10 protein-coding genes and 1 pseudogene are annotated in these 13,751 nt (G+C 66.3%); 5 read left to right on the forward strand and 6 right to left on the reverse strand.

Translation table 11 applies throughout. The features are described from left to right. Window positions 1–5: 5 nt before the first annotated feature. Window positions 6–800, reverse strand: coding sequence for a helix-turn-helix transcriptional regulator (locus D3226_RS11605; protein WP_202382764.1), 795 nt, complete (start codon window positions 798–800; stop codon window positions 6–8). Window positions 801–873: 73 nt separating this feature from the next. Here D3226_RS11605 and ilvD point away from each other — a divergent pair, with 73 nt between their 5' ends. Then, window positions 874–2,733 carry a dihydroxy-acid dehydratase gene (gene ilvD / locus D3226_RS11610; RefSeq protein WP_202382765.1) on the forward strand — a complete coding sequence of 620 codons (1,860 nt, stop codon included), beginning with the start codon at window positions 874–876 and terminating at the stop codon, window positions 2,731–2,733. Here the strand turns inward: ilvD and D3226_RS11615 are convergent. The 5 genes from D3226_RS11615 to ileS form a co-directional block, all read right to left on the reverse strand. Beyond that, a complete protein-coding gene (locus D3226_RS11615; protein ID WP_202382766.1) occupies window positions 2,730–3,353 on the reverse strand; it encodes an endonuclease III domain-containing protein in 624 nt (207 codons plus the stop codon). The two genes, ilvD and D3226_RS11615, sit on opposite strands and share 4 nt — an antisense overlap. A 100-nt stretch (window positions 3,354–3,453) precedes the next feature. Beyond that, window positions 3,454–3,870 (reverse strand): nucleoside-diphosphate kinase, encoded by a 417-nt coding sequence (gene ndk, locus D3226_RS11620; protein ID WP_202382767.1) that lies wholly within the window; start codon window positions 3,868–3,870, stop codon window positions 3,454–3,456. 73 nt (window positions 3,871–3,943) lie between these two features. Beyond that, window positions 3,944–4,420, reverse strand: coding sequence for a DUF4233 domain-containing protein (locus D3226_RS11625; RefSeq protein WP_202382769.1), 477 nt, complete (start codon window positions 4,418–4,420; stop codon window positions 3,944–3,946). Then, complete coding sequence (locus D3226_RS11630) at window positions 4,417–5,757, reverse strand: bifunctional folylpolyglutamate synthase/dihydrofolate synthase (RefSeq protein WP_202382771.1); 1,341 nt, start codon at window positions 5,755–5,757, stop codon at window positions 4,417–4,419. The genes D3226_RS11625 and D3226_RS11630 overlap by 4 nt, the downstream gene beginning before the upstream one ends. Further along, window positions 5,754–9,137 carry an isoleucine--tRNA ligase gene (ileS, locus tag D3226_RS11635; protein WP_202382773.1) on the reverse strand — a complete coding sequence of 1,128 codons (3,384 nt, stop codon included), beginning with the start codon at window positions 9,135–9,137 and terminating at the stop codon, window positions 5,754–5,756. Before ileS ends, D3226_RS11630 begins: the two co-directional genes overlap by 4 nt. A gap of 651 nt (window positions 9,138–9,788) precedes the next feature. On the opposite strand from ileS, the gene D3226_RS11640 reads away from it, so the two are divergent. The 4 genes and pseudogenes from D3226_RS11640 to D3226_RS15190 form a co-directional block, all read left to right on the forward strand. Continuing rightward, complete coding sequence (locus tag D3226_RS11640) at window positions 9,789–11,144, forward strand: quaternary amine ABC transporter ATP-binding protein (protein ID WP_202382775.1); 1,356 nt, start codon at window positions 9,789–9,791, stop codon at window positions 11,142–11,144. Beyond that, a complete protein-coding gene (locus D3226_RS11645; protein ID WP_337248983.1) occupies window positions 11,141–12,121 on the forward strand; it encodes an ABC transporter permease in 981 nt (326 codons plus the stop codon). Before D3226_RS11640 ends, D3226_RS11645 begins: the two co-directional genes overlap by 4 nt. Before the next feature lie 92 nt (window positions 12,122–12,213). Next, on the forward strand, window positions 12,214–13,119 hold the full coding sequence (locus D3226_RS11650) for a glycine betaine ABC transporter substrate-binding protein (RefSeq protein WP_202382981.1): 906 nt from the start codon (window positions 12,214–12,216) through the stop codon (window positions 13,117–13,119). Between the two features lie 426 nt (window positions 13,120–13,545). Beyond that, window positions 13,546–13,734 (forward strand): annotated as a pseudogene (locus D3226_RS15190) (ATP-binding cassette domain-containing protein); the annotation flags it as partial. Window positions 13,735–13,751 lie beyond the last annotated feature (17 nt).

The raw sequence follows: 13,751 nt of genomic DNA on the forward strand, positions 1-13,751 counted from the left end.
GAACGCTACTTTTCGCCCGCCGGTGGGTACATGACGATGTGCAGGTCCGGTGCATCCGACGGCACGAGCCGGTGGTGCTCGAACACGAGCTCGCCCGCTTCAGGATGGGCAAAGGTGCGCAGGCGGGAGCGGAACCGAACGACGGACTGCTCAGCCCAGTGCGCGCGAAAGTCGGCACTTTCCTCAATGAGCCCCTGCACGACGGCGCTGTGCCGTGCCGATCCCAATCGAATGCCGGACTCCGCACGAAACTCCGCAAGGAAGCTCCGACTGTCGAGCTCCCAGTTGGGCAGGATGTCACGGAGCCGCGGATCGGTGTAGACGAGGCGCAGGAGGTTGCGCTCCGCGGGCGCGGTGGTCGCGATCGAGCCGTAGAGCCACTCATAGCCGGCATTCCAGCCCACTATGGTCCAATCGCTCGCAAGAATGAACGCGGGGAAGTCGAACGCAGCGATGAGGTGGAGCAGGTGGGCGGGCGCGCGATCCACGGGCACCGACACGGGCTCGCGCCCGGGGCCAGCGAGCGCGAAGACGTACTCGGTCTCCGAATCGGTGAGGCGCAGCACCCGCGCCACCGCGCTCAGCACCTGGCGCGAGGCGTTGATTTCGCGCCCCTGTTCCAGCCAGGTGTACCAGCTCACGCTAATTCCCGAGAGCGTCGCAACCTCTTCCCGGCTAAGCCCCACTTCACTGCGCCGACTCCCCGGCGGGAGCCCGTGCTCCGCGCGTGGCTGAGCTCTGCGTCGTGCGGTCAAGAACTCACCGAGCTGCACGCCGCGGGCGGTCCGTGGCCGAATCATCAGATCATAGTATCACCAGTACTAGTACAAATACTCACTTCCACAGAGCCTAACGCTCTGGCTCAATGGTCATATGCCGACCTATCGCTCGTTTACAGTCACCCACGGCCGCAACATGGCAGGCGCCCGCGCGCTCTTCCGCGCCGCCGGCGTCAATGGCGCCGATCTCGGGCGCAAGCCGATCATCGCCGTGGCGAACTCATTCACCGAGTTCGTACCCGGCCACACGCACCTCGCGCCCGTCGGTCGCATTGTGTCGGACGCGATCACGGAGGCCGGTGGGATCCCGCGCGAGTTCAACACGATCGCGGTCGACGACGGTATCGCCATGGGCCACGGCGGCATGCTGTACTCGCTGCCTTCGCGCGATCTCATCGCAGACTCCGTCGAATACATGGTGAACGCGCACTGCGCCGACGCCCTTATCTGCATCTCGAACTGCGACAAAATCACGCCCGGCATGCTGCTCGCGGCCCTCCGCTTGAACATCCCGACCGTGTTCGTCTCCGGCGGCCCCATGGAGTCGGGCCGCGCCGTGCTCGCGAACGGCATGGTCCGCACGCTCGATCTCGTTGATGCGATCTCCGAGGCCGTCAACGAGAACGTGTCGGACGAGGACATCCAGAAAATCGAGGAGTCGGCCTGCCCGACCTGCGGCTCGTGCTCCGGCATGTTCACCGCGAACTCGATGAACTGCCTCACCGAAGCGATCGGGCTCTCGCTGCCGGGCAATGGCTCGACCCTCGCAACACACACCGCCCGCAAGGCGCTCTACGAAAACGCGGGCAAGACGGTGGTCGACATCACCCGCCGCTACTACGACGATGACGACGCGAGCGTGCTGCCGCGCAACATCGCCACGCCCGCCGCGTTCGAGAACGCCATGGCGCTCGACATCGCCATGGGCGGATCGACCAACACGATTCTGCACTTGCTCGCAGCGGCGCACGAGGCGGGGGTCGACTTCGGGCTCACCGAGATTGACGCAGTATCGCGCCGGGTCCCATGCCTCGCGAAGGTTGCCCCGAACGTGGCCAACGGCAAGACCTACTACATGGAGGATGTGCACCGCGCAGGCGGCATCCCCGCGCTGCTCGGCGAACTGCGCCGCGGCGGCATGCTCGACGAGAACGTACACACCGTGCACGCGAAGACCCTGGGCGAGTGGCTCGACGAGTGGGATGTGCGCGGGGGGCAGGCGAGCGATGAGGCGTTCGAGCTCTTCCACGCGGCACCCGGCGGCGTGCGCTCGTCCACCGCGTTCTCGCAGTCGGAGCGCTGGCGAGAGCTCGATCTCGATCAGGAGAACGGGTGCATCCACTCCGTTGAGCACGCCTACTCGAAGGATGGCGGGCTCGCCGTGCTGCGCGGAAACATTGCCGTGGATGGTGCGGTCGTGAAGACCGCCGGCGTGGACGAGTCCATCTGGACGTTCTCGGGCCCGGCCGTAGTCTGCGAATCGCAGGACGAGGCCGTCGAGAAGATTCTCAATAAGCAGGTGGGTGAGGGCGACGTCGTCGTGATTCGCTATGAGGGCCCGAAGGGCGGCCCGGGCATGCAGGAGATGCTCTACCCGACCTCGTTCCTGAAGGGGCGCGGTCTCGGGAAGGCGTGCGCGCTCATCACAGACGGGCGGTTCTCAGGCGGCACCTCGGGACTATCGATTGGTCACATTTCGCCGGAAGCAGCGAGCGGTGGCGTGATCGCGCTGGTCGAAGATGGCGACATCATCTCGATCGACATCCCCACGCGCGCACTCACGCTGGACGTCCCGCAGGACGAGTTGGATCGCCGCCGCGCAGCCCTTGAGGCTGCGGGTGGCTACCGCCCGAAGAACCGGGTACGCCCGATCACTGATGCGCTGCGTGCATACGCCGCATTCGCGCAGTCGGCCGACAAGGGAGCCGTTCGCGTGATCCCCGACACGTTCTAACGAAGTTCTGCCCAGCTCCGCGCGCCGCTCGCGACGAGTTTCCCAAACTCATCGATCAGCGCGTGGAGCTGTTGCAGTTCGTCGAGCGTAAACCCGGCGCGGGCCACGCAGGCCTCGTGTGCGCGTCGCGCGGCGGCGTATGAGCGCAGTTCTGCGCCGGTGAGCGCGTCGAACATGCGGCGGGCGTACGCGTCGTAGATGAACGTCGGCCGGTCGAAGGCGTAGAGCAGAATCGCGTCCGCGGTCTCCTCACCCACGCCCGCAAGCGACCGGAGCTCGGCACGCAGCTCAGGATCGGGGCGCGACGGCTGCCTCAGCTCGGCGTCGCCCACCTCACGCATCCAGTCGGCAAGTCCACGAGTGGCACGCAGCTTGGCGCGGTGGAAGCCGCAAGAGTGTATCGCGGCGAGTACCTGCTGGTCAGAGACCTCATTCCAGCGATCGGGATCGAGGAGTCCTGCCTCGCGAAGCAATGCCATCGCGAGCGTGACGTTGTGCCACCGCGTGTTCTGCACGAGCACCGCGCCGAGCATCATCTCGAACGCACTCTCCGCGGGCCACCAGTCTTGCCGGCCGAGTGCACGGGTGAGGCGGTCGGCGACGCGGCGGAGATCGAGCATCACCTCAGCCTAGCGAGCGCGCGCCGACGCGATCGGCACGGCACACATACAAAGCGGCGGCCCGACCCATCGGGCCGAACCGCCGCACGCGAAGCGCGAGTTACGCGAACCAGAGGCCGAGCTCGCGCTCGGCGGAGAGGGTCGAGTCCGATCCGTGCACGAGGTTCTGCTGCACGGCAACGCCCCAGTCCCGTCCAAGGTCACCACGGATTGTGCCGGGGGCCGCAGCGGTCGGATCGGTGGCACCGGCGAGCGAGCGGAAACCCTCGATCACGCGGTTGCCCTCGGCGCGCACGGCGACGACGGGGCCGGAGGACATGAACTCGAGCAGCGGCTCGAAGAACGGCTTGCCCTCGTGCTCCTCGTAGTGCTCAGCGAGCAGCTCGCGGCTGGCGGTGAGCATCCGCAGATCGGTGATCCGGTAGCCCTTCGCCTCGACGCGGCGGAGGATCTCCCCCGTCAGACCACGGGCCACGCCGTCGGGCTTGACCAGGATGAGAGTTTCTTCTGCGGACATGCACGCTCCTTGTATCGGGGTGTTTCGGTGAGTCTCGTGCGCTCGGCGCACCAGTCTAGTGGTGGACGGCGCGCTACTCTTGCGCGGCGATCCATGCGGCGCGATCGCGGTCCATCTGGCTGCCCTTGACCATGCAGTAGATCCACAGCGCGGTGAAGAGCAGGCCGACGATGAGCGCCATCGGCAGGATGAAGGCGGTGGCCAGCATGAGTGCGTGGACGATCCACCCGATCGTGATGCCAACGCGACCAAAGCGCACCGTCGCGAGGCCGGCGATGATGACCACTGCGAGGCCACCGCCGATGTACAGGCCCAGCTCGCGGGGTTCGAGGGTGCCGAGCCCGAAAAGCGTCAGCCCGATGAGCACCACGACGATCAACTCAAAGCCGAGCACGATCGAGGCGAGTGCCTTCTGCGTGGAGGTGCCGCCGCGCCGCGCGCCCGAGATTCGCATTGCCGAGTTGTGCGCAACCGTCTCGGAGGGCGACAGCTTGAGTTCGGGCTCGTCCGGCGTCTCTGCGCCCCCGGACGTGTACGGATCGCGGCTCATGCGGCACTCCATCCTTCGGCGCGTGCGAAGGCAATCGCCTCACCCGCGAGTACGACTGATCCAACGACGAGCACTCCGCGCCCCGGCGAGCGCCCCGCCCATGCGCGTGCTTCGTCGAGCGCTTCGGGCAGCGACTCCGCGATCTCCACGGGGGTGTCGGGAACCTCGTCACCGGCGATGCGCGCGAGCTCGGCGACGCCGGTGCTCCGCGGCGAGTCAACGGGGGTGAGCGTGACGCGGTGCGCGATCGGCGCCAGGGCAGCAAGAACACCCGCGGCGTCCTTCTCCTCGAGCACGCCGACGACGAGGGCGAGCTCATCGAAACTAAACGACTCTGCCACGGCCCGTGCGAGCGCCTCTGCACCGTGCGGATTGTGCGCCGCATCGACGTAGACCACCGGTTCGGTACCAATGAGCTGGAGGCGCCCGGGTGAAGTGAGCTGACCAAAGCCCTCCTCGAGCACCTCCTCCGAGATTCCCCGTTCGGCGCCGAAGAACGCCTCGACCGCCACCATCGCGAGCGCCGCGTTCTGCGCCTGGTGGTGCCCGAAGAGCGGCACAAACGTGGGCGCATAGGTGACACCGGCGATGCCGGAGACCGTGATCATGCGTCCGCCAACTGCGAGGCGATCGTCAGTGAGCGCGAAGTCGCGACCCGCGAGCGCGAAAGGCGTTTCGAGGCGCTCGGCCGCGGCCCGCAGTTCCTCTACCGCTGCCGGATCCTGCTCTGCGGACACCATGAAGCTTCCAGGCTTCACAATGCCGGCCTTCGTGCGCGCAATCGTCTCAATATCCGAGCCCAGGATCGCGGTGTGGTCAAGATCGATCGGAGTGAACACCGCGACCTGCGCGTTGACAATGTTCGTCGCGTCCCACTCGCCTCCCATGCCCACCTCGATCACGGCGACGTCGACGGGGGCGTCCGCAAACGCGGTGAACGCGAGCACGGCGAGCGCCTCAAAGAAGGTGATCGGACCGTGGCCAGCCGAGGCGAGCTCGGCGTCCACCAGCGCGAGGGGCGCCTGCAGCTCCTGCCACGCGGACGCGAGCACTTCCCCGTCGATCGGCTCCCCATCGAGTTGGAATCGCTCGGTGAAATCAACGAGGTGCGGGCTCGTAAACAGGCCCGTGCGCAGCCCGTGCGCGCGCAGCAGCGATTCGATCGCGCGGCTCGTCGAGGTCTTGCCGTTCGTACCTGCGACCTGGATCACGGGGAACGAGAGCTGCGGCGAACCAGCGAGCTCGGCAAGCCTGCGCACCGGCTCGATGCGCGGGCGGGGGTTCGCCTCCCCCACGCGCTCAAGCAGCGCCTCGTACACAGCTTCTGCGGCGCTCATCGCGTGCCCTCCGTGTCGGGCGCGTCGAGCCCGGTCGTGTCGATCGTGATGACGAGCGGCGCCTTCTCCACCCCGATCGCCTTCGCTCCGGTAATGAAGACGCCGCCGCCTGGCGACTGGATGTCGTCGATGATCGCGTCGATCCCGATCGCCTCCTGGACAGCGATGCCGACCGCAAGCGTCTCCGCAGCGATGAGGGCGGAATGCGTCTGCAGCGCCACGGCGTGCGCGGGCTCGGCGTTCAGTGCGAGCACGATGCGATCGCTCACATCGAGTCCCGCCTGCTTGCGCGCCTCCTGCACGGCTCGAATCGCGTCGCGCGCGACCCCCTCAGCTTCAAGCTCCGGTGTGGTCTCGGTCTCGAGGAGCACGAAACCGCCGCCGGGGATGAGCCCCAGCGCGGGGCCCTCTTCGGAACCGTCACCCACGCGCAGCGTGAGCTCGTACTCGTGCGGCTCGAGCGCGATGCCGCCCGCAACAACCACACCGTTCTCCTCGGCCCAGTCGCCGGACTTTGCCGCCTTGATGGCCTGCTGTACCTGCTTGCCGAGGCGCGGGCCCGCGGCACGCGCGTTCACCGCAAGCGTCTGCACGACACCGTGGTCGGCTGCGCTGGTCTCGGTCTGCTCGATCAGTTGCACGTTCTTGACGTTGAGCTCCTCGCGCAGGATCGCAGCGAACGGCTCGAGCGCTGCCGGGCGCGCCGTGACGACGGTGAGCTCAGCGAGCGGCAACCGGACGCGCAAGCGACGGGCCTTCCGCAGCGCGAGCGCTTGCGAGGTGATCTGGCGCACCTCGTCCATCGCAGCGACGAGCTCGGGATCGGCAGGGAAATCGGCGGCATCCGGCCACTCGGTCAGGTGCACTGAGCGCCCGCCCGTGAGGCCACGCCACAGCTCTTCGGTCACGAGCGGTGCGAGCGGTGCCGCGACCCGCGCGACCGTCTCGAGAACGGTGTACAGCGTGTCGAATGCCTGAGCGTTCTCGGGCTTCCCGTTCTCGCCGTGCACGCCCTCCCAGAAGCGGTCGCGCGAGCGGCGCACGTACCAGTTCGTCAGCACCTCCGCGAAGGCACGGAGCGCCTCGGCGGCGGAGGTGGTGTCGAGTCCGTCGAGGTGCGCGCCAACCTCGCGAACGAGGTCGCCGGTCTTCGCCAGGATGTAGCGGTCGAGCGGATCAGTGGAGTCGGTGCGGCGGCTCGCGGTCACGCCATCGGCGTTCGCGTACAGGCTGAAGAAGTACCAGCTGTTCCAGAGCGGCAGGATGAACTGACGCACCCCCTCGCGGATTCCCTCTTCGGTGACCACGAGGTTGCCGCCGCGCACCACGGGCGACGCCATGAGGAACCAGCGCATCGCGTCCGAACCGTCGCGGTTGAACACCTCGTTCACGTCGGGGTAGTTCTGCAGCGACTTCGACATCTTGTTGCCGTCGGAGCCGAGCACAATGCCGTGACTGATCACGTTCGTGAATGCGGGGCGATCGAAAAGCGCCGTAGCAAGCACATGCTGCACGTAGAACCAGCCGCGGGTCTGCCCGATGTACTCGACGATAAAGTCCGCCGGCTGATGTGTATCGAACCATTCCTGGTTCTCGAACGGGTAGTGCGCCTGTGCGAACGGCATCGATGCGGAGTCGAACCACACGTCCAGCACGTCCTCGATGCGGCGCATGGTCGACTGACCACTCGGATCATCCGGGTTCGCGCGGGTCAGCTCGTCAATGTACGGCCGGTGCAGATCGATCTCGCCATCCGCATTGCGCGGCAGTTCGCCAAAATCGGCCTCGAGCTCCGCGACCGATCCGTACACGTCGACGCGCGGGAAGTCGGGGTTGTCGCTCTTCCAGACCGGGATCGGGCTGCCCCAGAAGCGGTTGCGGCTGATCGACCAGTCACGGGCACCCTCGAGCCACTTGCCGAACTGGCCATGCTTGACGTTTGCGGGGACCCAGGTGATGTCCTCGTTCGTCTCGAGCATGCGTTCCTTGATGTCGGTGACGCGCACGAACCAACTCGACACCGCCTTGTAGATCAGTGGGTTCCGGCAGCGCCAGCAGTGCGGGTACGAGTGCTCGTAGCTCGCCTCGCGGAGGAGGCGGCTGCGCTCGCGCAGCTGGCGGATGAGCGGCCGGTTGGCGTCCATCCACAGCTCACCGGCTACGTCCGGAACGGAGTTCAGGAACCGACCGCCGTCGTCCACGCTCACGATGGTGGGGATGCCGGCCGCGGTGGCGATGCGCTGGTCATCCTCGCCGTAGGCGGGTGCCTGGTGCACGATGCCCGTACCGTCGCTCGTCGACACGTAGTCATCGACCAGGATCTGCCAGGCCTCGCCCGTTCCCCATACCTCGGCGTCCGCGTAGAAGTCGAAGAGGCGCGCGTAGCGCACCCCGGCGAGCTCGGCACCGAGAACGGTGCGAGCGACGGCTTCGCGCGCCGCGTCAGGGGACTCGTAGCCGAGTTCCTTCGCGTGCGCAGCAACCAGGTCGATCGCGAGCAGGTACTCAGTTTCGCCCGCGGCACCGCCGTCGGCCGCCCCGTTCGGACCAGCGGGCACGACCGCGTAGCTAATTGCCGGGCCGACCGCGAGGGCGAGGTTCGTGGGAAGCGTCCACGGCGTGGTGGTCCAGGCGAGGGCGCGCACTCCGCTGAGGCCGAGCGCGTTCGCACGATCACCCTCGAGCGGGAACGTCACCGTCACTGAGGGATCCTGGCGCATCTGATAGACGTCATCGTCCATGCGCAACTCGTGGTTCGAGAGCGGCGTCTCATCGCGCCAGCAATACGGCAGGATCCGCGAACCCTCGTACGCGAGGCCCTTGTCGTAGAGCTGCTTGAACGCCCAGATGACGCTCTCCATGTAGCCCAGGTTGAGCGTCTTGTAGCCGTGCTCAAAGTCGACCCAGCGCGCCTGGCGGGTGACGTAGTCCTCCCACTCATCGACGTAGCGCAGCACCGAGGAGCGCGCTTCGGCGTTGAACGCCGCGACGCCCATCTCCTCGATCTCGGCCTTCTCGGTGATGCCGAGCTGCTTCATCGCCTCAAGCTCAGCGGGGAGTCCGTGGGTGTCCCAGCCGAAGCGGCGCTCGACTTTCTTGCCCCGCATCGTCTGGAAGCGCGGGAACACGTCCTTGGCGTACCCCGTGAGCAGGTGACCGTAGTGCGGCAGCCCATTTGCGAAGGGCGGACCGTCGTTGAAGACCCACTCCTCCGCGCCCTCACGCTGACGAATGGACTCCTGGAAGGTGTCGTCGCGCCGCCAAAACTCGAGCACCCGCTCCTCAAGCTCGGGGAAACTCGGCGAGGGCGCGACGCCGAACGCGGCGCCGGAGGCGTTGCCCGCCTCTGCGGGACCGGTGGGCTGCTGGGGGTACGGCATGAAGTTCCTTCGTGGTCCGGACATCGATCATCGCTCTGCCGGGACGAGCCCTTCGGCCCGCGGTACCACCCCGCTTGTCGCCCAAACATCTGGGCTCCCACTTCGTTCGGCTGTAACGGGCCGTTCCCGTTCGGCTCTACTGAGCGCATCCGAGGACGCGCCGTTCTTCCGAAGACTCCCCGGTGATCGCCGGATCGCAGTCAGTGAAGCCAGTGTAGCGCAGCACACCGCGCATACCCTGAACGCCCGGCGAACAGCGCGTTTCGATGCACCACGCTCCCCAAAACAACCCCATAGGTAACGAAAACATAACAACCGAAGAAAGATGAAACACCTGATCAGCCCGAACTTGAGCAGGGATATCTCCACGATCACGCACCGCGATCCCTTGCGCATACACGCAATCCATTGTTAGCGTCGAAGGCAGCGTTGAGTGCGATTTGGCACTGGCGCGCCGCCCTGCCGTCAGGAGCATCGTCGAGAGTCGACGAACTGCACGAGCAATGTGGCGCCCGTCAAATTCCGCCCCGCAATAGAGATCTGGCCATCGAGTGGCCGCCCGCTCCACAGCGCCTTCGACGAAGCGCTTCTGCAGCGACTCCGTCGGCGACCCTCTGAGTCCGTGCCAAGAGATTATTCGAGGAGTACTGAGTGACCCGAACAACTGAACAGTCCGCTTCGGCGGGCACCCCGGGGGAACCTACGGGAACGCCACCCGCCATCGAAGTGGCACACGCATACAAAGTCTTTGGCCGTCGCCCGCGCGAGGTCGTGAAGCGTCTTCAGCGCGGCGCGAGCCGCGAGGAGCTCCGCAGCCAGGGAACGGCCGCGGTCATCGACGCAACCTTCGACGTCAAGCCCGGCGAAATCTTCGTCGTCATGGGGCTCTCCGGCTCGGGCAAGTCGACCCTCATCCGCATGCTGAACGGCCTCAACGACACGACCGACGGTTCCATCCGCGTCTTCGGCACCGAGGTCGCGGGTCTCGCGCCTGCCGATCTCCGCGCGCTCCGACGCGACCGCATGTCGATGGTGTTTCAGCACTTCGCCCTACTCCCCCACCGCAGTGTGCTCGACAACGTGGCGTACGGACTCGAGCTCCAGGGCGTCGGGCTCGCCGAACGCCGGGAACGGGCCAGTCACTGGCTCGAGCGTGTTGGTCTTGCTGGCTGGGAGGAGCGGCTGCCCGGAGAGCTCTCCGGCGGCATGCAGCAGCGCGTCGGCATTGCGCGCGCGTTCGCCACAGACACCGACATTCTGCTGATGGACGAGGCTTTCTCCGCGCTCGACCCGCTGATTCGGCGCGAGATGCAGGAGCAGCTCGTGGAGCTGCAGCAGGAGCTCAAGAAGACGATCGTGTTTATCACCCATGATCTGAACGAGGCCATGTTCCTCGGCGACCGCATCGCGGTGATGCGCGACGGACGCATCGTCCAGGTGGGCACCCCGAACGACATCCTCACCGACCCGGCGAACGACTACGTCGCGCAGTTTGTGCAGGACGTCGACCGGGCGCGTGTGCTCACCGCCGGCGATGTCATGGAACCGCCGCGCGCGGTGGTTCCCGGTTCGGCCGGTCCCCGCACGGCACTGCGCACGATGCGCGATCTGCAGACTTCCGCCTGCTTCGTGACGACCGGCGCGCGTACCTTGCTCGGCGTCGTTCGCGACAAGGACGTGCTGCGTCAGGTGCGCGAGGGTGGCACCGACCTCACCGCTGTGCTGCGCCCCACCCCCTCGGTGGTGCGTGCCGATCAGGTGATCTCCGAGCTGTTCGAGCTCGCAGTGGAGAGCCCACTGCCCGTTGCCGTGATCGACGATGAGGATCGCCTCATCGGGGTTGTGCCGCGCGTCACGCTGCTCGCAGCGCTCACGGACCTCCCGCCCGTCACCACGGAAATCCCGATCATCGAGCCCACGCTGACCGTGCCATCGGCCACAATCACCGAGACCCTCGCCGAAAGCGCGGCCGAGTCACTCGCACCCCGAACGGAGGAGGCACTGTGACCCTCACCACCACTTCGATTGCTCTGAGTGCGGCACCCGAGTGGTTCCGCCTGCCCGTTGGCGAGTGGGCCGAAGCGGCGCTCGACTGGATCAAGGTCGCTTTCAAGGGCTTCCTTGACGTTGTCGGCTTCGTGATGAGCTGGCTGGTCGAAACTCTGTCGGACGGCCTGCTCGCGGTGCCGTTCCTGCTGCTCATCGTGATTTTCGCCCTGATCGGGTGGACCGTGCGCTCGTGGCGGTTCGGGCTCGGCACGATCATCACGCTGCTTCTCATCGTCGCGATGGATCAGTGGGAGAACGCGATGTACACGCTCGCGCTCGTGCTCATCGCGACGCTCGTCGCGGTTGCGCTCGCGGTCCCGCTCGGCATTTGGGCCGCGCGGAACGATCGTGTCAGCGCAGTGCTGAAGCCTGTGCTCGACTTCATGCAGACCATGCCGGCCTTTGTGTACCTGATCCCCGCCGTGATCTTCTTCACGATCGGCTTCGCGCCGGGCGTCTTCGCCACGGTAATCTTCGCACTGCCGCCGGGCGTCCGCTTCACCGAGCTCGGAATTCGCGGCGTGGACAGTGAGACCGTCGAAGCGGGCTACGCCTTCGGTGCGACTCCCGGAGCGATCCTGCGCGGGATCCAGCTGCCCCTTGCCATGCCGACGATTATGGCGGGCATCAACCAGGTGATCATGCTCGCCCTCTCGATGGCCGTGGTCGCTGGTATGGCCGGCGCGAACGGGCTTGGCAAGGAAGTCATTGCGTCGATCTCCACGCTCAACGTCAGCCAGGGCGTTGAGGCTGGACTCAGCGTGGTGCTCCTCGCAGTGTTCCTCGATCGCGTGACCGCCTCGCTCGGAACGCCTAGCCAGTACCCGGCTTCGCTGCGGGCAACGCTTCGCCGGAAGCGGGGCGTGAGCTCGACCGGAAAGGCTGCCGCATCCGCAACACCCGCAGCGCCGCGTCCGGCGGCCTCCCCCGCCTAACAGCACACAAACCTGCACGACCCCGAGGCCTCGGCCTCGAACTCCAGACGATCCGCGCTCTGCGCGGGCAGAAAGGAAGACGCACGATGAAGATGAACAAGCGCACCCTCACCGGAGTAGTCGCGCTCGGCGCAGCCGCAGCACTTGCGCTCACGGGCTGCAGCTCGAATGGGAACGGCGGCTCCGACGCCGGCGGCGACGCAGACAAGACCATCACCCTCGGGTTCCTCCCGTCGTGGACCGATGGTCTGAGCACTGCATACCTCCTCGAGAACCAGCTTGAGCAGCTGGGCTACGAGGTGAAGATGGAAGAGCTCACTGAGGCAGCCGTCCTGTACACCGGTCTAGCCTCGGGCGACATCGACATCTACCCCTCGGCGTGGTCGGAGAAGACACACACGAAGTACATGGAGAAGTACGGCGACGACATCGAGGATCTCGGCGCGTACTACGACAACGCAGTGCTCACGCTCGCGGTTCCCGACTACGTGGATATCGACTCGATCGAGGACCTGAAGGGGAATGCCTCGCGTTTCGACGGCAAGATCATCGGTATTGAGCCGAGCGCGGGTCTCACCGAGCAGACCCAGACCGTGGTGATGCCCGAGTACGGGCTTGACTCGGAGTACGAGCTCGTGACGTCGTCCACCGCAACCATGCTCGCGACGCTGAAGGACAAGATCGATCGCAAGGAAGACGTCGTGGTGACGCTCTGGCGCCCGTTCTGGGCGAACGACGCGTTCCCGGTAAAGGACCTCAAGGATCCCAAGCAGGCGATGGGTGAGCCCGAGGCACTGCACTTCCTCGCCACGAAGGGTTTCTCCGAGAAGTACCCGGACGCTGCTGAGCTGATCGAGGGCATCGAGCTCGACGACGCAGAGTACGGCGCGCTCGAAGACCTCGTCGTGAATGAGTACGGCAAGGGCAAGGAGCCCGAGGCGATCACCGAATGGCTCGGGAAGTTCCCCGATGCATTCAGCACGGAACTGACGAAGTAGCCTGACTCGCGTGGACGGGATCCAGCGATCCCGCCCACCGCAGTCACGCAAGTCGACGGCGGCTCGTCCCCTGGTGGGGCGGGCCGCCGTCGCGTAGGCTGCAGCTATGCGCGTGTTCTTCTTCATCTAAGGCTGTCCTCTTCCGCATCGGCCCAGCTGAGTTTCGCGGATGAAGTTTTCGACGCCCGAAGCGCTGTCCTGCGCACCCGTTTCTGCACGGTGCGTTGTGTGGGGACGGCGCGTACCGCAGAAGGACCACCATGACCCGCAATTCGTCGACCCCTCACGTCAGCACCCGCATCACTGCGCACAACGTCACGCTGCGCCGTGGTGGACGCACCCTGCTCAGCGATCTCACGCTGACAATCAGCACGAGCAGCCGCCTCGCCATCGTCGGCGAGAACGGTCGCGGCAAATCTACGCTACGCTGCGGCGCTCGAGGACGCGGTGCGACTCGACGCGTGGGACGCGGAGCGTCGTGTGACGAAGATGCTCGAGGCGCTCGGCGCGGAGACGGAGTTCGCACGCCCCCTGGCCGAGCTATCGGTGGGCCAGCGGTACCGCGTCCGGCTCGCCTGCGTTCTCGGCGGCGACGCCGAGCTCCTCCTCCTTGACGAGCCAACGAATCATCT

This window comes from Leucobacter chromiireducens subsp. chromiireducens, from assembly GCF_016758255.1.
Classification (GTDB): Bacteria; Actinomycetota; Actinomycetes; order Actinomycetales; family Microbacteriaceae; genus Leucobacter; species Leucobacter chromiireducens.

What these genes read in the sequence shown, in the direction of transcription:
- ndk (WP_202382767.1), bottom strand. Translation starts at nt 3,870, where the DNA reads ATGTCCGCAGAAGAAACTCTCATCCTGGTCAAGCCCGACGGCGTGGCC.
- D3226_RS11630 (WP_202382771.1), bottom strand. Translation starts at nt 5,757, where the DNA reads ATGAGCGCCGCAGAAGCTGTGTACGAGGCGCTGCTTGAGCGCGTGGGG.
- D3226_RS11625 (WP_202382769.1), bottom strand. Translation starts at nt 4,420, where the DNA reads ATGAGCCGCGATCCGTACACGTCCGGGGGCGCAGAGACGCCGGACGAG.
- ileS (WP_202382773.1), bottom strand. Translation starts at nt 9,137, where the DNA reads ATGCCGTACCCCCAGCAGCCCACCGGTCCCGCAGAGGCGGGCAACGCC.
- D3226_RS11615 (WP_202382766.1), bottom strand. Translation starts at nt 3,353, where the DNA reads ATGCTCGATCTCCGCCGCGTCGCCGACCGCCTCACCCGTGCACTCGGC.
- ilvD (WP_202382765.1), top strand. Translation starts at nt 874, where the DNA reads ATGCCGACCTATCGCTCGTTTACAGTCACCCACGGCCGCAACATGGCA.
- D3226_RS11650 (WP_202382981.1), top strand. Translation starts at nt 12,214, where the DNA reads ATGAACAAGCGCACCCTCACCGGAGTAGTCGCGCTCGGCGCAGCCGCA.
- D3226_RS11605 (WP_202382764.1), bottom strand. Translation starts at nt 800, where the DNA reads ATGATTCGGCCACGGACCGCCCGCGGCGTGCAGCTCGGTGAGTTCTTG.